Source organism: Streptomyces sp. NPDC004629, assembly GCF_042873595.1.
In the GTDB taxonomy this organism is placed as follows: domain Bacteria; phylum Actinomycetota; class Actinomycetes; order Streptomycetales; family Streptomycetaceae; genus Streptomyces.
In genome coordinates this window covers 313,760-334,023 of record NZ_JBIALO010000005.1, presented here as the reverse complement: position 1 = coordinate 334,023, position 20,264 = coordinate 313,760, and the positions used below count along the sequence as shown (strand labels likewise).

Genomic DNA, 20,264 nt, shown 5'->3' with positions numbered 1-20,264 from the left:
GGGAGGGGAGGGGATGCCGGTGCGGGGCTACGACAGGCACGCGTACGAACCCTTCGCCGTCACCGTCGACCTGGCGGTCCTCACCGTCCGCGACGGCGCCCTGCACGTGCTGCTGGTCGAGCGCGGGCAGCAGCCGTACGCCGGCTACTGGGCGCTGCCCGGCGGATTCCTGCTGCCCGATGAGTCGGCGGAGACCGCCGCCGCTCGCGAACTGGCCGAGGAGACCGGGCTCGGCGACGTCACCGGGCTGCACCTGGAGCAACTGCGCGCCTACAGCGAACCCGGCCGCGACCCGCGGATGCGGGTCGTCTCGGTCGCCTTCACCGCGCTGCTGCCCGACGCGCCCGAACCCCGCGGCGGCGGCGACGCCGCCCAGGCCCGCTGGCTGCCGTACGACGCGGCCCCGCCGCTCGCCTTCGACCACGGCCGGATCCTCGCCGACGCCCGCGACCGGGTCGGCGCCCGGCTCGAACACACCTGTGCCGCCACCGCCTTCTGCCCGGCCGTCTTCACCCTCGGCGAGCTGCAACAGGTCTACGAGGCGGTCTGGGGCGCCACGCTCGACCGCCCCAACTTCCGCCGCAAGGTGCTCGCCACGCCCGGCTTCGTCACACCGGCCGCCGGAGCCGCCCGGCTCACCGGCGGGCGCGGCAAGCCGGCCGCCCTCTACCGCGCGGGCGGCGCCACCACCCTGCACCCGCCCCTGCTCCGACCGTCCAGGGAAGGACGTCCCGCATGACCGGCACCGTCTCCCGGCGCGCCGCCACCGGATCCCTGCTGGGCCTCGCCCTCGGGGACGCGCTCGGCTTCCCCACCGAGTTCGACGACGTCCCCTCGATCCTCGCCAAGTGCGGCCCCTGGCGGGAGATGGAGCTGCCGCGGCGCGCCTTCGTCTCCGACGACACGCAGATGACGATCGCGCTGGGGCGCGGGCTGCGCACGGCCATGGACCGCGGGGTGCTCGGGCCGAAGCGCCTGGAGCGGCCGCTGCGGGAGGAGTTCGTCGAGTGGTACCGGTCACCGGAGAACAACCGGGCCCCGGGCCGCACCTGTCTGACCGCGTGCAGCCTGCTGGAGGACGAGGGGCGCGCCTGGCAGGAGGCCGCCCAGATCGGCTCCAAGGGCTGCGGCGCCAACATGCGGGTGGCGCCCGTCGGGCTCGCCCCCGCGCTGAGCGACGAACAGCGGGCGGGCGCCGCCCAGTTGCAGTCCGCGCTCACTCACGGGCACCCCACGGCGCTGGCCGCCTCCGATCTCACCGCCCGCGCCGTACGGCTGCTCGCCCAGGGCGCCGAGCCCGCCGGATTGGTCGGCGAACTGCGCGCGTACGCCCACGACAACCGCACCAGCTACCACCACGCCTGGCTCGGCGACCTGTGGACCCGCGCGCAGGACCCCACGCCCGAGCACTTCGTCGCGCGCGGCTGGGACGAGTGCCTCGCGGTCCTGGACCGCCTCGCGGACGCCCTGCGCACGCCCGCGCCGGAGACCGACCCGTGCCTGGCCACCGGGGCGGGCTGGATCGCCGAGGAGGCACTGGCGACCGGCCTGCTGTGCTTCCTGCTCTTCCCCGAGGAACCGGTCACCGCCCTGCGCCGCGCAGCCTGCTCCAGCGGCGACTCCGACTCCATCGCCTGCCTCACCGGCGCCTTCGCGGGTGCCCGGCTGGGCGCGGACGCCTGGCCGGCCGACTGGACGGACCGCATCGAGTACCGAGACGCCCTGTTCACCCTCGGAGCGCTCTGGGACGATTAGCCCATGATCGACACCCTCGGCATGGACCTGACCTCCGTGGTCGACGAACAGCCCGACCCCCTGCTGTTCGCCACGGTCTCCGGCGCGCACCTCTACGGCTTCCCCTCCGAGGACTCCGACCTGGACCTGCGAGGGGTGCATCTGCTGCCGGCCGCCGCCCTGGTGGGGCTGCACGACCCCGCGGAGACCCGGTCGAGGACCTGGGACCGGCAGGGCGTCGAGCTGGACCTCGTCACCCACGACCTGCGCAAGTTCGTCCGGCTGATGCTGCGCCGCAACGGCTATGTGCTGGAGCAGTTGCTCTCGCCGCTCGTCGTGCACACCGGTGACACGCACCGGGAGCTGGCCGCGCTCGCCCCCGGCGTCCTGACCCGTCACCACGCCTACCACTACCGGGGGTTCGCGGTGACCCAGTGGCGGCTGTTCGAGAAGACCGGCGAACTCAAGCCGCTGCTGTACACCTTCCGCGTGCTGCTCACCGGCATCCACCTGATGCGCAGCGGTGCGGTGCAGGCCCATCTGCCCACGCTCGTCGGGGAGTCGGACGGTGCGGCGCCCGCCTATCTGTCCGACCTGATCGCCGCGAAGGCGCAACGCGAGCACGGCGTGGCCGATGTCGACGACGCGCGCGTGGCGGCCGACGTGGAGCGGCTGCACGCCGTGCTCGACGAGGCGCAGACCGCCTCAGCCCTGCCCGACGCCCCCACCGCGTACGACGCCCTGCACGACTTCGTGGTGCGCGTCCGGCTCGACGGCGTCGGCGCGCAGGGCTGAGGCGCGGCGGACCCGGAACAGGAAGTCCGCCACCGGGCGGCGGTCCGGCTCGGCCGGCAGCGGGGTGCCGAGCACGGCCCGCTCGGCCTCCGCGGCCAGGCGGTTCATCCGGGCCTCCACCTCCGGCCACGGGACCTCGCCGCGCCGCACCGCCAGCAGGGACTCCCGCCCGTCGCCCACCTCCACCGTCAGCACACCCGTGCGCAGCAGATCGCGGGCGGTCATGAGCAGCCGCAGCAGATGCATCGCGTGCTTCCAGCGTGGTGCACCGCGCCCGCGCAGGTCGGCTTCGAGCTTCCTGCGCTGGCCGAGGGCGTACCGCGTGAAGCTGTCGTACACCCGGCGGGAGAGGAACGCCCCACGCAATGCCAGCAGTTCGCGACCCGTGTCGTCCAGGTGCTCGACCAGCGGCGAGTGCAGACACTCCAGGATGTTCGGGTTCGCGCGCAGCGCCAGCTCGCAGAAGCGCTCCAGCTCCCAGCTGAACTGCTCCGGCTCGGGCCCCGCCACATGCGTCGGCGGCTTGGTGAACCGCCAGAACAGGGGAGTGGGCGCCAGGAACACACCGCGCCGGTCGGTGTCACTGGCGTCGGTCGCGAGGCCGAAGGCACGGGAACCCATCACACAGGCGTAGATCGTGTGGTCGCGTACCAGATCCAGGGGCTGCATGGCCGGGAGGGTACGCGTCCGGTCAGGCCAGGTGGATCGAATTTCCCTTCACCGTGATGCTTTCGGCGGGCAGCGGCCGGATCGCCGGGCCGTGGGCCACCGAGCCGTCGGCGATGTGGAACCTGCTGCCGTGGCAGGGGCAGTCGATGGTGCCGTCGGCCACCTTGCCGACCGTGCAGCCCTGGTGGGTGCAGATCGCCGAGAAGGCCTTGAAGTCGTTCCGCGTCGGCTGGGTGACCACGATCTTCTGCCGGGCGAAGACCTTGCCGCCGCCGACCGGGATGTCGCTCGTGCGCGCCAGCTCCTGTCCCGGGGTGCCTGCGGGCGTGGGAGTGCCCGTGGGGCCGCCGGTACCGGTGGTGGCGGCCGTGGTGGGGGGCGTGGCGGTCGTGGCGGGGGTCGTGGCCGAGGACGATCCGCCCCCGCCGCCGCAGCCGACCGCGGTCGCGGCGATCGCCGCCGTGCCCGTCGCCAGCACCGTGCGCCGCGTCGAGTCGTGGGTCATGTCGTCGCTCCGTGCGTCATGTCGTCACTCCGAATGTGCGGGAGGGCCAGGGCAGCGGCCGGGCCGTGGGGGACTCGCTCCGAGCGGAGCAGCAGCATCTTGGCACCGAAGGCACCCCTGAAGACGCAATTCAGGATGGAGGACGGTAAAAGACGCATTTCATTCACCTGATAGCCCAACTCGTAACGGCGGGCACCCGGCACGTCACCCCGAGTAGCGCGCATGACCGATCCACGTGACATTGGCGGTCTGGAGGTCGGGCACGCACCGGCGCCCGGCCATCGACGAAAGGTGTGATCATGGCCGCGCACGATCCCGGCAGCCTGCTCGGCGGACTCCTCGGCCAGGACGGCGGCGACGCCTCCACCGGCCGGGTCCTCGGCGCCCTGCTGTCCGCCGTCGGCCAGGCCCAGAACGGCGGCGGAGCCCATCCGCTGTGCGGCCTGCTCGACGTGCTCGCCAGATCGGGGCCGTCCGCGCCGTCCGCCCCGCCCCCGGAGCCGCCCGCCGACGGGGCAGGCGGGATAGCCCGTCTCAGCGGGCGGGCGGCGAGCACCCGGCGGACGGCGGCTGACTAGGCTGGACGGCCCAAGAGCCGATACGCGACTCATCGCAGCAAGGAGCAGCGCCGTGGCGGTACGAGCGGTCCGGGGGGCCGTCCAGCTGGAGCGGGACGAGGCCGGCCACATGGACGAGCGGGTCGGGGCCCTGCTCACCGCCCTCCTGTCGCGGAACGGGCTGACCGCCGACGACCTGATCAGCATCTGGTTCACGGCCACGCCCGACCTGCACAGCGACTTCCCGGCCGCCGCCGCCCGCAAGCTCGGCATCGTGGACGTACCGCTGATCTGCGCCCAGGAGCTGGACGTCGAGGGCGCCATGCCCCGGGTGGTCCGGGTCCTCGCGCACATCGAGTCCGAGCGGCCCCGCGCCGACCTCGCCCATGTCTACCTCGGTGCCGCCGCCGCCCTGCGCAAGGACATCGCCCAGTGAGGACCGCACTCGTCATCGGCACCGGGCTCATCGGCACCTCCGCCGCGCTCGCCCTGTCCCAGCGGGGCGTCGTCGTCCACCTCGTCGATCACGACGCCGGGCAGGCACGCACGGCCGCCGCGCTCGGCGCCGGCACCGACGAGGCCCCCGACGGCCCCGTCGACCTGGCGATCGTCGCCGCCCCGCCGGCCCATGTGGCCGCCGTGCTCGCGGACGCCATGCGCCGCGGCGTCGCCCGCGGCTACCTCGACGTGGCCAGCGTCAAGGGCGGCCCGCGCCGCGAACTGGAGGCCCTCGGCCTCGACGGGGCCGCCCTGTCCCGGTACATCGGCACCCACCCCATGTCGGGCCGTGAGAAGTCCGGCCCGCTGGCGGCGACGGGCGACCTGTTCGAGGGCCGCCCCTGGGTGCTGACCCCCACCCGGGACACCGACACCGAGGTGCTGAACCTCGCCCTGGAACTGGTCTCGCACTGCCGGGCGGTGCCGGTCGTCATGGACGCCGACGCCCACGACCGGGCCGTCGCGCTGGTCTCCCACATGCCCCACCTGGTCTCCAGCATGGTGGCCGCCCGCCTGGAGCACGCCGAGGAGGCCGCCGTACGGCTGTGCGGACAGGGCATCCGGGACGTGACCCGGATCGCCGCCTCCGAGCCCGGGATGTGGATCGACATCCTGTCCGCGAACCCGGGGCCGGTCGCCGACCTGCTCGCCGACGTCTCCGCCGACCTCGACGAGACCGTGCGGGCCCTGCGCGCCCTGGAGTCCTCGGACGAGACCAAGCGGCGCGAGGGCACCGCGGGCGTCGAGGACGTGCTGCGGCGCGGCAACGCCGGACAGATCCGGGTGCCCGGCAAGCACGGCAGCGCCCCGCGCGTGTACGAGACGGTCGCCGTGCTCATCGACGACCAGCCGGGCCAGCTGGCCCGCATCTTCGCTGACGCGGGCCGGGCGGGCGTCAACATCGAGGACGTACGGATCGAGCACGCGACCGGTCAGCAGGCGGGTCTGGTGCAGCTGATGGTGGAGCCGAAGGCGGCGCCCGTGCTGACGGCCGCCCTGCGGGAGCGGGGCTGGTCGATCCGGCAGTAGGCGGCCGGACGAGTGACAAACACCCAGTAACCTTGTCCGGGGCGGTCTCACGCCCCGTCCCGCACCCCGGACCAGGAAGGCGTCCTCACCGTGGAAAGCGCTCCGCCCGTAGTCGTCGCGATCGACGGCCCCTCCGGCACGGGCAAGTCGAGCACCTCGAAGGCCGTGGCCGCCCAGCTCGGACTGAGCTACCTGGACACCGGGGCCCAGTACCGGGCGATCACCTGGTGGATGGTGAGCAACGGCATCGACCTGGAGGACCCCTCGGCGATCGCCGCCGTGGCCGGCAAGCCGGAGATCGTCTCCGGCACCGACCCCGCCCATCCCACGATCACCGTGGACGGCGTGGACGTGTCCGGGCCGATCCGCACCCAGGAGGTCACCGCCAAGGTCAGCGCCGTCAGCGCGGTGCCCGACGTGCGCGCCCGGATCACCGAGCTGCAGCGCTCGCTGGCCGGTTCGGCGGCGCGCGGCATCGTGGTCGAGGGCCGCGACATCGGCACGACCGTGCTGCCAGACGCCGACCTGAAGGTGTTCCTGACCGCCTCCCCGGCGGCGCGGGCCGCCCGGCGCAGCGGCGAGCTGAAGGGCGTCGACGTGCACTCGACCCGCGAGGCGCTGCTCAAGCGGGACGCGGCCGACTCCAGCCGCCCGACCTCGCCGCTCGCCAAGGCGGCCGACGCGGTCGAGGTGGACACCACGGAACTCACGCTGCCGCAGGTCATCGAGTGTGTCGTCACCCTCGTCGAGGAGAAACGGGCCGGGAAGTGACCGCAGCTCCCACGAGCGGTGCGCCCTCCGCCCGGGGCGCCGAGGTCGGCCGGCGCATCGGCGTCGGGATCATGTACGGGCTGTGGCGACCGCGGGTGCTGGGCGCCTGGAAGGTGCCCGCGAGCGGTCCGGCGATCCTCGCCGTCAACCACTCCCACAACGTCGACGGGCCGATGGTCATGGGCGTGGCGCCCCGGCCGACGCACTTCCTGATCAAGAAAGAGGCGTTCATCGGCCCGCTCGGCGCCTTCCTGACCGGCATCGGCCAGCTCAAGGTGGACCGTGCCGCCGCCGACCGTACGGCGATCACCCAGGCGCTCGGCGTGCTGGCGGACGGCGGGGTCCTGGGCATCTTCCCGGAGGGCACCCGGGGCGAGGGCGACTTCGCCGCGCTGCGCGCCGGGCTCGCCTACTTCGCCGTCCGTAGCGGGGCACCGATCGTGCCGGTCGCCGTCCTGGGGAGCACCGACCGCCGAGGACGGCTGATAGCGGCGCTGCCCCCGGTGCGCTCCCGCGTCGACGTCGTCTTCGGCGATGCTTTTCAGGTGGGCGACAGAAGCGGGCGGCGCACCCGCAAGGCCCTCGACGAGGCCACCGAGCACATCCAGAAGCAGCTCACCGCGCACCTGGAGAACGCCAGGCGCCTCACCGGGCGCCGGGCGGCCCCTTGAGTAGTGGATCTCCGTGAGCGCGGGGTTCCACCGATCACCACGATGAACGAGGTACGGACTTCATGAACGAGCAGATCCAGCCCGACGGCTCGGCCGAGCACGAGTACGAGCACGGGGCGCTCGGCGACGCCGAGTACGCGCAGTTCATGGAGCTCGCCGCCGTGGAGGGCTTCGACGTCGAGGACGTCGAGGGCGCCATCGAGGCGGCGGGCCACGGCCCGCTGCCCGTGCTCGCCGTCGTCGGCCGCCCCAATGTCGGCAAGTCGACCCTGGTGAACCGGATCATCGGCCGTCGTGAGGCGGTCGTCGAGGACAAGCCCGGCGTCACCCGCGACCGGGTCACCTACGAGGCCGAATGGGCCGGCCGCCGCTTCAAGGTCGTCGACACCGGCGGCTGGGAGCAGGACGTCCTCGGCATCGACGCCTCGGTCGCCGCGCAGGCCGAGTACGCGATCGAGGCGGCCGACGCGGTCGTCTTCGTCGTCGACGCCAAGGTCGGCGCCACCGACACCGACGAGGCGGTGGTACGGCTGCTGCGCAAGGCCGGCAAGCCGGTCGTGCTGTGCGCCAACAAGGTCGACGGTCCGAGCGGCGAGGCGGACGCCGCCTACCTGTGGTCGCTCGGTCTCGGCGAGCCGCACCCCGTCTCCGCCCTGCACGGCCGCGGCACCGGCGACATGCTGGACGCCGTCCTTGAGGTGCTGCCGGACGCGCCCGAGCAGTCCTTCGGCACGGCGATCGGCGGCCCCCGCCGCATCGCGTTGATCGGCCGCCCCAATGTCGGCAAGTCGTCACTGCTGAACAAGGTGGCCGGCGAGGAGCGCGTCGTCGTCGACGAACTCGCGGGCACCACCCGTGACCCGGTCGACGAGCTGATCGAACTGGGCGGCCGGACGTGGAAGTTCGTCGACACGGCCGGCATCCGCAAGCGCGTCCATCTCCAGCAGGGCGCCGACTACTACGCCTCGCTGCGCACCGCGGCCGCGGTGGAGAAGGCGGAGGTCGCCGTCGTCCTGATCGACGCCACCGACAGCATCTCCGTGCAGGACCAGCGCATCGTCACGATGGCCGTCGAGGCGGGCCGCGCGATGGTGATCGCGTACAACAAGTGGGACACCCTCGACGAGGAGCGCCGCTACTACCTGGAGCGGGAGATCGAGACCGAGCTGGGCCAGGTCGCCTGGGCGCCCCGGGTCAATGTCTCGGCGCGCACCGGCCGGCACATGGAGAAGCTGGTTCCGGCGATCGAGACGGCCCTCGCCGGCTGGGAGACGCGCGTGCCGACCGGCCGCCTCAACGCGTTCCTCGGTGAACTGGTCGCGGCCCACCCGCACCCGGTCCGGGGCGGCAAGCAGCCGCGCATCCTGTTCGGCACCCAGGCAGGCACCAGGCCCCCGCGGTTCGTCCTGTTCGCGTCCGGCTTCATCGAGGCGGGCTACCGGCGCTTCATCGAGCGCCGGCTGCGCGAGGAGTTCGGCTTCGAGGGGACGCCGATCCATATCTCGGTGCGGGTGCGCGAGAAGCGCGGCGCGAAGAAGAAGTGACCCGGAAGCAGTCGGAGGGGCCGCCCCATGGGGCGGCCCCTCCGACTGCTTCCGCGGTCATGTTCCCCGGCGCGGCCCCGGCGGCAGCGCGGCCGGCACATGATGCATCCCGTTCTCGTGCCGCCCCAGCGACCCGACCCGCTGCCACTGCACCTGCTGCTGCCCGGTGCCGTGGCGGGCGCTGTAGGCCCCGGCGCTGTAGGCGGTGTACGCGTGCGAGCCGTACGCCCCCGTGTCGTAGGTGCCCGGCCCGTGCGCGCCGGTGGTGTGCGGGGCGCCGAAGGCGGTGAACTTCAGCTCCTCCTCGCCGCTGCGGTCACCCGGCAGCGCCCGGAAGCTCTTGAGCCACTCCGTGTACACCGAGTCGTAGATGGGCGTGGCCGAGTGGCTGCCGGAGGAGTCCTGACTTGCTCTGGCCGACGGCACGGGGGAGAAGGAGGAGCGGCGGGGAGGAACGTCATATGCGTGCACGTATCTCCAAACGACCCGGGGCCGCTCGGGATGCGGCCCCGGGCGGGCGGCATTGGGGCGCGCGGAACTGCGCCACGAGCCGCGCACCACCCGCGGTCCCTTTCAGGACCGCTGGGGGAGCCCGCGCGCCTCGGGGACGCGCGGAACCGTCAGGTACCGGCCAGCGGCAGCGTGGCCGCGACCAGCTTCCCGTTCGCGGCGGCCTTGTCCAGCGCGTCCCGCAGCAGGTCCTCGCGGGGCTGGCGCCCGATGGAACCCACGGGTGCCGCGAACATCAGCACTTGCTGGTGCTTGTTGGCGGCGGCCCGCCAGCTGTCGGTCACCTGGAGCGGCTGGTGCGCCTGCCACCAGGCGACCGGCTGACCGCCGTTGCCGCCCGGCTGCAGCACGGCGTGCAGCTGACCCACCGCGAGCAGCACGGACCAGCCGTGCAGCACCGGCGGCACCGCGTTCAGCACGGTGAGCGGCATGAACCCCTGCTCGATGAGCAGCGGCAGGAAGTCGTCCCCGGTCCCGGTCGTGCCGGGGCGCACGATCGGCGCGGTCGGCTCCACGACGAGCGCGGGGTGCAGTTCCCCGGCGATCAGGACCAGCCCGCTGGTCACCCCGAGCACCGCCTGCTCGGGCACCGCCTGCACCGGGCCGCCACCGGAGGCGGCGTCGCCGCTGATGGAGCGGACCGCCCCGCGCAACTGCTCCTCGGTGACCTGGACGACCTGCGAGGGCAGGCAGCTGGCGTGGGCGAAGGCGAGGACGGCGGTCTCCTCCCCGATGAACAGGACGGTGCTGGTGCGCTCCTGCTCGGAGTCGCCCGGGGTGCGGCAGGAGGTGCAGTCGTAACTGCCCGGGGCGTTCTCTCCGGCGAGCAGCCGATCGGCTTCTTCGTCGCCGATCTCGGCGCGTACGGCGTCGCTGACGTCGAGCATGCGCGGCACGGTGGCTCCCTCGGGATGCGGTGCGGTGCGACCGGGTGGCTCCCGGCCCGTGAGCCCCGGGGTTCCGGGCTCATGAAGAAGACAACGGGCGACCTGTGGCGGGAGTCACGCTCCGGGGAGAACGGAATCACACCGGCCGGCGCATCGCGTAACCCCTGGTGTCGGCTCGTGTACGCCGTGTCAACTCCGCGCGGGCCAGGGGCACTTGGGGTGGTGAACTGGGTCACAGGTCGACAGGGCGACTGGTCGACAAATCCTGAAATCCGCGAACGAAATGGGTGTCCGAAAATCGCCGATACCCGGGGTAACGGCCAACTGGCCTGGAATGACGAGGAGTTGGTTGAAATCGGCCCGCGCGACTGCCTAGATTCCTGCGCCGTGTGCAACGAGCACCACTCGGGTACGTCCGCCGCCGCGCCGGTCCGGCACCACCGCGGCACCGGCGCGGGCGGACGGGCCGGAGCGCTGCGCCCCCGCGTCCCTGCGCGGGGGCCGCGCCCCGGCTTGGGGGACCCCGGGTCTGCGGAGAGGGAATTACATGTCCGAATGTGCCGATACCACTCGCGACCACGTCCGTGCGGACGGCGCCCGGGGCGGCAGCGCCCGCCGGGCGCGGATGACGGCGGTCCTCGCCGGGGCGGCGCTGCTGGCCCCGCTCGGGGTGCTGGCCGCGGCCGGCAACGCCGCGGCGGCGGACGGCGGAGTGTGGGACCGCATCGCCCAGTGCGAGAGCGGCGGCAACTGGCACATCAACACCGGCAACGGCTACTACGGCGGGCTCCAGTTCTCCGCCGGCACCTGGCGCGCCTACGGCGGCACGGCGTACGCCCCGACCGCCGACGGGGCCAGCCGGACCCAGCAGATCGCGGTCGCCGGCAAGGTCCAGGGCGCCCAGGGCTGGGGCGCCTGGCCGGTCTGTTCGGCCCGCGCCGGCGCGTTCGGCGCCGCGCCCGCGGCGTACTCCGCCGGAGCCGGAACCACGAGCCGCCCGGCCCCAGGCGCGACGGCCCGCACGAGTCGGCAGAGCGCCTCGGCGCAGTCCACCCGGCCCGAGCAGCCACGGCAACAGGACGCCGCCGCCCGGTCCGTGGCCGGTGGTGACTACACCGTGCGCGAGGGTGACACGCTCAGCGGTATCGCTGCGCTGCGCGGAACCGGCTGGCAGCGGATCTATGCCGCTAACAGGTCCGTCATCGGTGCGGACCCCGACCTGATCGTGCCCGGCCAGCGCCTCGCGCTCTGAGCCGCACCCGCCCGCGCGACGGCGACGCCCCGTCCGGTTCACCACCGGCCGGGGCGCCCGCGCTCGGCGCCGGGGCCGCTCAGGTGTTTTCGGGGGCCGACGCGGGACGGTCGGCATCCAGGGCCGTGCGGTCGGGATGGCGCAGGTCGGACTCTTGTGATCGGTGGTGGTGAGCCAGTCCACGGCCGCCAAGCCAGGCCGCCGGTCCGGCCCGGGGCGCACCGGCGGTGCCGCGGTCCCGGTACCCATCGCTCGCCCCTTCGCTCCGCGCGCCGGGGTCGCGTGGCCGTGCCGCCCGCCCCCCGGAGGGGTGGGCGGTGGTCCTACGGGGGGTCTGTGGCGGCGCGGTGAAATTCCTATGTGTCGTCAGTTCCCGCGGGCCACCCGGATTGGACCGGGAAAGCAGCCCCGTGGCCGTCCACGAGCAGCACTCCGGCACTTTCCTCGGTGTATTTCGAGGGGGCCCCGCCGCACGCGGTAATTCCGTTCGAATGCGTCGGTAAGACGTGGGGAACCGCCCGTTCGTGTGACGGAGTTCGACCGAAACGTATGTCGTGATCCTGTGACAGAAGCGTGACCGGAGAGGTATGTACGGGTGCCCGCAGCCGTTCCGCTTCCCCGGTGGCCGGACAGCGCCTAGCGTGGCGTTATGGCACCGATTCCCACTCCGCCAGCGGAGCCCAAGGACAGTCCGGAAGGGTACGTCGGCCTGGACGCGACGGCCGCCGAGCGGCGGGCACGCGAACGCGGATGGTCGACCGTGCGCTCGCTGCCGCCCGGCGCGATCATCACCATGGAGTACCGCGTGGGGCGGCTGAACTTCGAGGTGCGGGACGGCAGGGTGGCGCGCGCCTGGAAGGGCTGAGACGGTGCGGCGGCGGGTGGTTGGTGCGTACCGGACCCGCCGCCGTGGTGCCGTCAGCCCCCGGTCATGGGGCGGGCCGCCTGGGCGCCGCCGCGCGGGACGCGGTCCGCGTGCGGCGGGCGGCGGCTGCCCACCGGGGTGACCGGGGTGCGCTCGGCGCGCGTGGTGTGCGGGCCCGGGGCCAGGTGGATCGGTGCCCGGGGCGTGCGGACCGAGGCGACCGGCTCGCGGGCCGCGGGCACCTCGTCGGCGGGCGTGGTGCGCGGCTTGAGCACCACGGGCGTGACCGGGACGGCGGGTGCGGGGGTGGTAGGGCCGGCGCGCCAGCGGTCGCGCAGGTCGAACAGGGCCGTCTCGGCCTTGGCGATCAGCGGCTCGACCCACGGCAGCGCCAGCAGGATCAGCAGTCCCGCGGCCCAGCCCAGCAACACGTCGCTCAGCCAGTGCGTACCGAGGTAGACGGTGGTGAGGCCGACGCCGAGCGAGGTCACCGCCGACAGCGCGGACAGCCAGCGGCGCGCCCTCGGGGTGGAGGCCAGATACGCCAGGATTCCCCAGGTGACCACCGCGTTGGCGGTGTGGCCGCTGGGGAATATATCGCCGCCGAGGCCCATTTCGTTCGAGCCGATCACGGTGGCGTAGTGCGGTCCGAGCCGGCCCATGCCGATCTTCGCGGCGCCGACCGTGATGTTCAGCAGCAGCAGTGAGGCACCGAGGGTCAGCAGCGGACGGAGCGTGTGCTGCCGCCAGGAGCGCCAGCCAAGCCAGGCCGAGACCATCACCGCGGTGGGGCCGCGCTGGCCGAGCACCACGTAGTAGTCGAGGAAGGCGTGGATCTCCGGCCATTGTTGGTAGGGCCGGAAGAACATGACCTGCCAGTCGAGCCGAACCAACCACGAGGTGGTCACCACGGCCCAGACGATCGCCAGGTAGAAAGCCAGGGTCGCGGAGAACAGAACGACCCGGTGCCGGCTCATCCTCGGCACATCGATGTGGGCCGGTCGTTCCGGCTCACGGTCCAGCCTGGCGAACACCCGGTCCAGACGGGTGAGGTTTCGTTCGGTACGCACCCAATGGACGTTACAGCGAGTGAGCTGGGTGCCCGGACGAATCAGCGGCTTTGTGATGACGATGTGATGTGGGAAACCTCTCAACTGGTGGCCAATTCCAGAAGATTCCACAATCCGCGGTCGATGCCGGGTGCAATTCCTTTGATCATGCCGGGTGTTCGTTTTACGGCGCTTATGAATTCGTTCACCGGGGCATCGGACCGAATTCTCCTGCCGCTCACCCGGCGGCCGGTGTGCTCACGGCGGACCGGAACCGTTCAGCCAGAACGCTCCGTAGAGCGCCGATACCACCGCGACACCGGCCGTGACCTGCACCGACCGTGACGTGGGCAGCCGGGCCAGGGACCGGGCGAGCGGCAGCAGCAGCGGGAAGGCGGGCAGCAGCAGACGCGGCTTGGAGCCGAAGTAGCTTGATGCGCACAGGGCGAGCGCGGTGACGACGCCGGTGTACACCAGCAGCGCGAGCGGCTGGCCCTGCCGTATCCCGGCCGCATACAGCCAGATCAGCAGGACGACGGCGATGATCAGCGCAAGCCCGGCGGGAGCGGATGGAATTGACGTGAACTTGTCGGCTGTGAAACGGGCGAAGGCGTATCCGCCGTCGAAGCCGTTGCGCCACCCCGCCTGCACATCGAGGTACCCGAGGGGGCCCTTGCCGGTGCGATGGCCCACCCACAGGACATAACCGGCCGCCCCGAGAGGAGCGATCAGCAGGCCGAGGGCGCGCCGCCACACAGCTGCGCCCTGAGTGACCCAAGGGGCGCGTGTTGCGCCGCGGGCGCCCGTTTCGGTCCGAACGCGCCGGGCGTGGGCGGCGCTTACGGCATCAGGGGCGCATCCGTCATCGCGCGCGCCGTCCGACGTCGCGGTGCGCCGACCTCGCACGAACGGCGCAAGGCCCGCCACCCACACCGCCGCGACCACGGCGAGCCCCACCGGCCGGGTCAGCCCGGCCAGCGCGGCGAGCGCCCCGGCGCTCACCCAGCGCCCCGTGAGCACCGCGTACAGCGACCAGGCGGCGAGCGCCGTGAACAACGACTCGCTGTACGCCATCGACTGCACGATCCCGACGGGCAGCACGGCCCACAGCAGGACGGCGCAGATCCCCGCCCGGCGGCCGTACACATGGTCGGCCACCGCGAAGATCCCCCAGGCCGCGGCGAGCGAGGCGAGCAGGGCGACGACAAGACCCGCGTCCGCGTACGACAGCGGCAGGAGCGCGTGCAGCAGCCGCTCCAGCCAGGGCAGCAGCGGAAAGAAGGCGAGATTGGAGTGGACGTCGCCGTTCGGCAGCGGCACCTCGTAGCCGTATCCCAGCTCGGCGACCCGCGTGTACCACAGTGCGTCCCAGCGGGCGGTCAGCAGCGTGTGGGCGTCCTTGCCGCGCGCCGCGCTCCACGCCGCGAGCACGACCAGGCCGAGGGCGCGGACGGCGGCATACCCGAGCAGCGCCGGGGCCGCCCGGCGCTGCGGTGCGGCGCGAGCGGGTGTCACGCGCGTCTCCAGATCGGTCACGGGCTCGATTATCGACCGGCCGTGGGACCACCGGACCGGCCGGTAGGCGGTCAAGGGTTTGGAGAGTGGTGTACGCCACACGGGTTGACGCGGACTGTGAGAGGTCCGCCACGTACCAGCCCGGCGAAAACGCGTACGCTGACGTGTCACTCGCGTTCGTATCGCGCGCCGCTCGGAGACCCCGCTCCTCTCCGGCCGTACGACGGGGCGTCCCCACCCCGCCGATGTCCGCCGTACGCGAGGGAACTTCTTGGAGGTACGTACATGTCCGGGACGACCACGGCCGCCGCTGGGCTGCGCCGTCGGGCGGCCGGGGCCGGTGCCAACCGCTGGGTCGTCCTCGTCGTCCTCTGCGTCAGCCTGCTGCTCGTCGCCCTCGACGCGACCGTGCTGCACGTCGCGGTGCCCGCCGTCACCGAGGACCTCAAGCCCGGCGCCATAGAACTGCTCTGGATCGTCGACGTCTATCCGCTCGTCTGCGCCTCGCTGCTGATCCTGTTCGGCACGCTCGGCGACCGGGTGGGCCGCAGACGGATCCTGCTGCTCGGCTACGCCCTGTTCGGCGTCGCCTCCGCACTGGCCGCCGCCGCGTCCAGCGCCGAGGTGCTGATCCTCGCGCGGGCGCTGCTCGGCGTCGGCGGCGCCATGATCATGCCCGCGACGCTGTCGATCCTCCGCCAGGTCTTCCCCGACCGGCGCGAGCGCGCGCTGGCCATCGGCGTCTGGAGCGCGGTGGCCGCGGTGGGCGCCGCGGTCGGCCCGCTCCTCGGCGGCTTCCTCCTGGAGCACTTCTGGTGGGGTTCGGTGTTCCTCGTCAACATCCCGCTGATGCTGGTCAGCCTGCCGGTCGGGCGGCTGCTGCTGCCCGAGTCGAAGGGTGAGCACAACGGGCCCTGGGACGTGACCGGCGCGCTGACGGCGGCGGCCGGACTGTTCGGTCTTGTGCTCGGCGTGAAGCGGCTCGGCGGCGGGGAGCCGGTGGCGAGCCCTTACACGCTGGTGCCGCTGTTCGCGGGCCTGTTGCTGCTGGTGTCGTTCGTGCGCCGGCAGCGGCGGCGCCCGTGTCCGCTGGTGGACCTGCGGATGTTCGCGCGGCCGGCGTTCAGCACCGCGGTGGGCTGCATCGTGCTGGCCATGCTCGCGCTGGTGGGTCTTGAGCTGATCGCCGCGCAGTATCTGCAACTGGTGCTGGGGCTGTCGCCGCTTCAGACCGGACTGCGGCTGCTGCCGCTGACCATCGCCGCGATGGCCGCGGGGCTGGCCGGGGCGCGGATGCTGCGCCGCTTCGGGCCCCGGCGGATGGTGTGCTTCGGCTTCTGTCTGACCGCGGTGGCCGTGCTCACGCTGACCGCGATGGGCGGCCACGACAACACCGGGCTGCTGCTGGCCGGCTTCGTCCTACTGGGCTTCGGTCTGGAGACCACCCTCTTCGGGGCGTACGAGTCGATGCTCAGCGAGGCGCCGGCCCGGCAGGCGGGCGGGGCCGCGGCGATCGGGGAGACCTCCTACCAGCTGGGGGCCGGGATCGGTATCGCGCTGCTCGGCAGCGTGATGAACGCGGCGTACGCGCCCGGCCTCACGTCCGTGCCCGGGGTGCCGGCACCGGCCTCCGCGGCGGCCGGGCATTCGCTCGGGGAGGCGTACGAGGTGGCCGGGCGGCTCGGCGGACCGGCCGGAGCCGCCCTGCGCCGGGCGGCCGAGGACTCCTTCGTGCACGGCCTGCATGTGACGCTGCTGGTGAGCGCGGGGCTGCTGCTGCTCGGCGCGGCGATGGCGCTGCGGCTGCCCCGGGCGATGCAGTGCGACCCGGCCCCGCTGGAACTGCCCGCCCCCCGCGGAGCCGAGCGGGCACATGTTTCGGCGTGAGCGGCGTGAGGGGGATGGGCGGGTCGGCGGGTGAGTGGGCTGGACGGGGCCGGTGGCGCGCCGTAGCGTCGGTGCGGAAGTTCTGACTGGCGGCGCTAAGCGGGCGGAGCCCGGCAGCGCCCCGAAGAAAGCCCCGCGGCCGGCCATGATGGCGCCGCAGTCGACCGCGGCGTGTCACGGCCTGTTCCGCTCAGCGCTCGGTCTTCTCTCGGAGGGTGTTTCATGTCCGCGTCCTCGACGTTGCCCCCGTTCGATCCGGCCGACCCGCTCGGCCTCGACGACCTGCTGGACCCGGAGGACCTGGCCGTCCGGGACACCGTGCGGACCTGGGCCGCGGACCGCGTGCTGCCGTTCGTCGCCGAGTGGTACGAGAGCGGCGAACTCCCCGGCATCCGGGAGCTGGCCCGCGAACTCGGTTCCCTCGGCGCCCTCGGCATGTCCCTCACCGGGTACGGCTGCGCCGGCGCCTCCGCGGTGCAGTACGGCCTCGCCTGCCTCGAACTGGAGGCCGCCGACTCCGGCATCCGCTCGCTCGTCTCCGTGCAGGGCTCCCTCGCCATGTATGCCATCCACCGGTTCGGCAGCGAGGAACAGAAGCGGCACTGGCTGCCCCGCATGGCATCCGGAGAGGTGATCGGCTGCTTCGGGCTCACCGAGCCGGACCACGGCTCCGACCCCGCCTCGATGCGCACCCACGCCAAGCGCGACGGCGACGACTGGGTGCTCAGCGGCCGCAAGATGTGGATCACCAACGGCTCCGTCGCGGGCGTCGCCGTCGTGTGGGCGCAGACCGACGACGGAATCCGGGGCTTCGCCGTGCCGACCGACACCCCCGGCTTCGCCGCCCCGGAGATCAGACACAAGTGGTCGCTGCGCGCCAGCGTCACCAGCGAACTGGTGATGGACGACGTACGGCTGCCCGCCGACGCCGTGTTCCCCGGGGTCGTCGGCCTCCGCGGCCCGCTGAGCTGTCTCTCGCACGCCCGGTACGGCATCGTGTGGGGCGCCATGGGTGCGGCCCGCAGCTGTTTCGAGGCCGCCGTCGACTACGCGAAGAGTCGGGAGCAGTTCGGCCGGCCGATCGGGGGCTTCCAGCTCACCCAGGCCAAACTCGCCGACATGGCGGTGGAACTGCACAAGGGGATGCTGCTCGCCCACCATCTGGGGCGGCGCATGGACGCCGGCCGGCTGCGCCCCGAACAGGTCAGCTTCGGCAAGCTCAACAACGTACGGGAGGCGATCGAGATCTGCCGTACCGCGCGGACCGTCCTCGGTGCCAACGGGATCTCCCTCGAATACCCCGTGATGCGGCACGCGACCAATCTCGAATCGGTGCTCACCTACGAGGGCACCGTCGAGATGCACCAGCTCGTGCTGGGCAAGGCGCTCACCGGACTCGACGCCTTCCGCTGACCCGGCCCGGGGGCCGAGGCGGGGCCGGTGAGCGGCCCTGCCTCAGCTCTGGTTGAAGAAGCCGTCCGAACGGTGCGCGGCCGGCTCGCCGCTGATGATCTCCGTGTCGGCGGGGGTGAGCAGGAAGACGCGGTTGGAGACGCGGTCGATGGAGCCGCGCAGGCCGAAGATGAGCCCGGCCGCGAAGTCGACGACGCGCTTGGCGTCGGCGGCCTCCATGGCCGTGAGGTTCATGATGACCGGGACGCCCTCGCGGAACAGTTCGCCGATGGCACGGGCGTCCCGGAAGCTGTCCGGGGTGACCGTGCCGATCCGGCGGCCCTTCTCCTCGGCGGTGTCCGAGGCCACCTTGACCCGCGGGTCGGTGACCCAGGCATCCCCGGGCTGCTCGGTCCCTTCGGAGTAGTCGTCGTCGTAGTAGCGCTCGTCATCGTTGTCGTCGACGAGGCCAAGCCAGGCACTCGCCTTGCGTACCGATCCCATGGACGCCTCCTCTCACAGCGGTCCTTCTTGCTTTCCGCATCCCTATGGTCGTCCATGATGCGGATGGCGCGCCAAGTGGATAGTCGCCGCGCGGGGGGTTTGTGACGCTACTGGTGCACGGCGCGTACGTCGAGAGCCCGGTCCCCCCAAGGGTCCCGCCACGTACGGCTGCTGACTGTGAGTGAAATATGATTCTTCGCGGCGTATGGGTGAGAAGTGGTGCGTCCGGGTGAGCGAGCGGACGATCCGGACCGACGGTCGGCCGATACGATGCGGCGGTTCAACGTCGTATCAGCACACGGGGGGACGTCGTGTTCGGGATGGTACGGCCCTGCCGGCATCGGCTCGGCGAGGGCTTCGGAGCCCAGTGGACGGCGCACTTGTGCGGGCTGTGTCTCGCGCTGCGCGGCGATCACGGGCAGTTCGCCCGCATCGTGACGAACTACGACGGGCTGCTGCTCTCGGTTCTGACGGATGCTCAGACCGGCCCGGCGGGAACGCGGCGGCGCACGGCGGGGCCCTGCCCGCTGCGCGGGATGCGCACCGCCTCCGTCGCCCGGGGCGAGGGCGCGCGGCTCGCGGCGGCCGTCTCGCTGGTGCTCGCCTCGGCCAAGGTGCGCGACCATGTCGCCGACGGAGACGGGCTGCTGGCGCACCGTCCGGTGGCGCTCGCCGCGCGCCGGGTCGCCGCGCACTGGGACCGGGCGGGCGCCCGCGGCGGATCGCTGGTCGGCTTCGACACCGACCTCCTCGTCGACGCCGTCGACCGGCAGGCCGGCATCGAGGCCCTGGCGGGCGTGGGCACGCCGATCCTGACCGTCACCGAACCGACCGAGACCGCGACCGCCGCGGCCTTCGCGCACACCGCCGTGCTGGCCGGCCGGCCGGGAAACGCCGCGCCGCTCGCGGAGGCCGGCCGGCTCTTCGGCCGGCTCGCGCATCTGCTGGACGCCGTGGAGGACCGGGCGGCCGACACCGCGTCAGGTGCCTGGAACCCGCTCGCCGCCACCGGTACCCCGCTCACCGAGGCCCGCCGCCTCGCCGAGGACGCGCTGCACGGCATCCGGCTCGCCCTGCGCGAGGTGGAGTTCGTCGACGGCGGGCTCGCGCATCTGCTGCTCGCGCACGAGTTGCGGCGCTCGGTGGACCGGGCCTTCGGGACGGCCTCCTGCGGGCACGCGCCCGAGGCCGCCTTCGGACCCCCGCAGGCTCCGCAGGTCCCGCAGCCGCCGGGCGGCCCCTACGGACCGCCAGGCGATCCCTTCGGCGGCGAGCCGCCGCACCGGGACCGGCGGGGGATGTGGGCCGGATGCGCGGCGGCCCTCGGGCTGTGCTGCACCTGCAAGGTGTGCTGCGCCGACGAATACGAAGGGCCGTGGTCGCGGCAGCGGCGGGAGGGCCTGTGCAACACATGCGACTGTGACTGCGGCTGTGGTGACTGCTGCGGGGACAGTTGCGGCTGTGACTGCTGCGACTGCGGCTGCAACTGCTAGTCCACAGGCCCGGCGCGCATGGGTGTGCGCGTCGGGCGGCGGTCCTGTGTGAACAGACGTGAACAGACCTGAACAGACCTGAACAGAAGGGTGCGGGGCGCGAGGGGAGGGGAGCGCGTGTGAAGGCGACAGGCGAG

Annotated in this window: 22 protein-coding genes; 14 read left to right on the top strand and 8 right to left on the bottom strand. The window is 72.9% G+C overall.

The window, feature by feature from the left end; translation table 11 throughout:
• Positions 1 to 13 precede the first annotated feature (13 nt).
• From ACFYTE_RS10375 to ACFYTE_RS10365, 3 genes are read left to right on the top strand one after another with little or no spacing between them, the layout of a single operon-like run.
• Positions 14 to 739 (top strand): NUDIX domain-containing protein, encoded by a 726-nt coding sequence (locus tag ACFYTE_RS10375; protein ID WP_388707517.1) that lies wholly within the window; start codon positions 14 to 16, stop codon positions 737 to 739.
• The gene (locus ACFYTE_RS10370) at positions 736 to 1,755 is read left to right on the top strand and encodes an ADP-ribosylglycohydrolase family protein (protein ID WP_388707515.1); all 1,020 of its coding nucleotides are present in this window, start codon (positions 736 to 738) and stop codon (positions 1,753 to 1,755) included. Before ACFYTE_RS10375 ends, ACFYTE_RS10370 begins: the two co-directional genes overlap by 4 nt.
• Positions 1,756 to 1,758: 3 nt before the next feature.
• Positions 1,759 to 2,529 carry a DNA polymerase beta superfamily protein gene (locus tag ACFYTE_RS10365; protein ID WP_388707512.1) on the top strand — a complete coding sequence of 257 codons (771 nt, stop codon included), beginning with the start codon at positions 1,759 to 1,761 and terminating at the stop codon, positions 2,527 to 2,529.
• Here ACFYTE_RS10365 and ACFYTE_RS10360 read toward each other — a convergent pair.
• From ACFYTE_RS10360 to ACFYTE_RS10350, 3 genes are read right to left on the bottom strand one after another with little or no spacing between them, the layout of a single operon-like run.
• A complete protein-coding gene (locus ACFYTE_RS10360; RefSeq protein WP_388707509.1) occupies positions 2,440 to 3,198 on the bottom strand; it encodes a DNA polymerase beta superfamily protein in 759 nt (252 codons plus the stop codon). The two genes, ACFYTE_RS10365 and ACFYTE_RS10360, sit on opposite strands and share 90 nt — an antisense overlap.
• Positions 3,199 to 3,220: 22 nt before the next feature.
• Entirely contained in the window at positions 3,221 to 3,703 is a 483-nt protein-coding gene (locus tag ACFYTE_RS10355) for a Rieske (2Fe-2S) protein (protein ID WP_388707507.1), read from the bottom strand.
• Complete coding sequence (locus ACFYTE_RS10350; RefSeq protein ID WP_388707505.1) at positions 3,700 to 3,927, bottom strand: DUF6529 family protein; 228 nt, start codon at positions 3,925 to 3,927, stop codon at positions 3,700 to 3,702. Before ACFYTE_RS10350 ends, ACFYTE_RS10355 begins: the two co-directional genes overlap by 4 nt.
• A 75-nt stretch (positions 3,928 to 4,002) precedes the next feature.
• Here ACFYTE_RS10350 and ACFYTE_RS10345 point away from each other — a divergent pair, with 75 nt between their 5' ends.
• The 6 genes from ACFYTE_RS10345 (at position 4,003) to der (ending at position 8,773) form a co-directional block, all read left to right on the top strand.
• Positions 4,003 to 4,281 (top strand): hypothetical protein, encoded by a 279-nt coding sequence (locus tag ACFYTE_RS10345; protein WP_388707502.1) that lies wholly within the window; start codon positions 4,003 to 4,005, stop codon positions 4,279 to 4,281.
• 52 nt (positions 4,282 to 4,333) lie between these two features.
• Positions 4,334 to 4,696: a chorismate mutase gene (gene aroH, locus ACFYTE_RS10340; RefSeq protein ID WP_388707499.1), complete on the top strand. Its 363-nt coding sequence runs from the start codon at positions 4,334 to 4,336 to the stop codon at positions 4,694 to 4,696.
• Complete coding sequence (locus tag ACFYTE_RS10335) at positions 4,693 to 5,787, top strand: prephenate dehydrogenase (RefSeq protein ID WP_388707496.1); 1,095 nt, start codon at positions 4,693 to 4,695, stop codon at positions 5,785 to 5,787. The genes aroH and ACFYTE_RS10335 overlap by 4 nt, the downstream gene beginning before the upstream one ends.
• Before the next feature lie 90 nt (positions 5,788 to 5,877).
• Entirely contained in the window at positions 5,878 to 6,558 is a 681-nt protein-coding gene (gene cmk, locus ACFYTE_RS10330; protein WP_388707493.1) for a (d)CMP kinase, read from the top strand.
• A gap of 71 nt (positions 6,559 to 6,629) precedes the next feature.
• Positions 6,630 to 7,229, top strand: a complete 600-nt coding sequence (locus ACFYTE_RS10325; protein WP_388707613.1) for a lysophospholipid acyltransferase family protein — start codon at positions 6,630 to 6,632, stop codon at positions 7,227 to 7,229.
• 62 nt (positions 7,230 to 7,291) lie between these two features.
• A complete protein-coding gene (der, locus tag ACFYTE_RS10320) occupies positions 7,292 to 8,773 on the top strand; it encodes a ribosome biogenesis GTPase Der (RefSeq protein ID WP_388707490.1) in 1,482 nt (493 codons plus the stop codon).
• A 57-nt stretch (positions 8,774 to 8,830) separates the two neighbouring features.
• Here the strand turns inward: der and ACFYTE_RS10315 are convergent, their stop codons facing one another.
• Complete coding sequence (locus tag ACFYTE_RS10315) at positions 8,831 to 9,244, bottom strand: hypothetical protein (protein WP_388707487.1); 414 nt, start codon at positions 9,242 to 9,244, stop codon at positions 8,831 to 8,833.
• Positions 9,245 to 9,393: 149 nt separating this feature from the next.
• Positions 9,394 to 10,179, bottom strand: a complete 786-nt coding sequence (locus ACFYTE_RS10310) for a hypothetical protein (protein WP_388707485.1) — start codon at positions 10,177 to 10,179, stop codon at positions 9,394 to 9,396.
• A gap of 538 nt (positions 10,180 to 10,717) precedes the next feature.
• On the opposite strand from ACFYTE_RS10310, the gene ACFYTE_RS10305 reads away from it, so the two are divergent.
• Both ACFYTE_RS10305 and ACFYTE_RS10300 read left to right on the top strand, forming a co-directional pair.
• Positions 10,718 to 11,422, top strand: coding sequence for a transglycosylase family protein (locus ACFYTE_RS10305; RefSeq protein ID WP_388707483.1), 705 nt, complete (start codon positions 10,718 to 10,720; stop codon positions 11,420 to 11,422).
• A gap of 649 nt (positions 11,423 to 12,071) precedes the next feature.
• The gene (locus ACFYTE_RS10300; protein ID WP_351729740.1) at positions 12,072 to 12,287 is read left to right on the top strand and encodes an I78 family peptidase inhibitor; all 216 of its coding nucleotides are present in this window, start codon (positions 12,072 to 12,074) and stop codon (positions 12,285 to 12,287) included.
• A gap of 53 nt (positions 12,288 to 12,340) precedes the next feature.
• Here ACFYTE_RS10300 and ACFYTE_RS10295 read toward each other — a convergent pair whose 3' ends face one another.
• On the bottom strand, positions 12,341 to 13,357 hold the full coding sequence (locus tag ACFYTE_RS10295; protein WP_388707481.1) for a phosphatase PAP2 family protein: 1,017 nt from the start codon (positions 13,355 to 13,357) through the stop codon (positions 12,341 to 12,343).
• A 237-nt stretch (positions 13,358 to 13,594) separates the two neighbouring features.
• The gene (locus tag ACFYTE_RS10290; RefSeq protein ID WP_388707479.1) at positions 13,595 to 14,872 is read right to left on the bottom strand and encodes a mannosyltransferase family protein; all 1,278 of its coding nucleotides are present in this window, start codon (positions 14,870 to 14,872) and stop codon (positions 13,595 to 13,597) included.
• A gap of 264 nt (positions 14,873 to 15,136) precedes the next feature.
• On the opposite strand from ACFYTE_RS10290, the gene ACFYTE_RS10285 reads away from it, so the two are divergent.
• A complete protein-coding gene (locus ACFYTE_RS10285) occupies positions 15,137 to 16,738 on the top strand; it encodes an MFS transporter (protein WP_388707476.1) in 1,602 nt (533 codons plus the stop codon).
• Positions 16,739 to 16,960: 222 nt separating this feature from the next.
• Positions 16,961 to 18,151, top strand: coding sequence for an acyl-CoA dehydrogenase family protein (locus ACFYTE_RS10280; RefSeq protein WP_388707474.1), 1,191 nt, complete (start codon positions 16,961 to 16,963; stop codon positions 18,149 to 18,151).
• 42 nt (positions 18,152 to 18,193) lie between these two features.
• Here ACFYTE_RS10280 and ACFYTE_RS10275 read toward each other — a convergent pair whose 3' ends face one another.
• Positions 18,194 to 18,634 (bottom strand): cell division protein SepF, encoded by a 441-nt coding sequence (locus ACFYTE_RS10275; protein ID WP_351729755.1) that lies wholly within the window; start codon positions 18,632 to 18,634, stop codon positions 18,194 to 18,196.
• Between the two features lie 311 nt (positions 18,635 to 18,945).
• On the opposite strand from ACFYTE_RS10275, the gene ACFYTE_RS10270 reads away from it, so the two are divergent.
• Positions 18,946 to 20,127 (top strand): DUF5685 family protein, encoded by a 1,182-nt coding sequence (locus ACFYTE_RS10270; RefSeq protein ID WP_388707471.1) that lies wholly within the window; start codon positions 18,946 to 18,948, stop codon positions 20,125 to 20,127.
• Positions 20,128 to 20,264 lie beyond the last annotated feature (137 nt).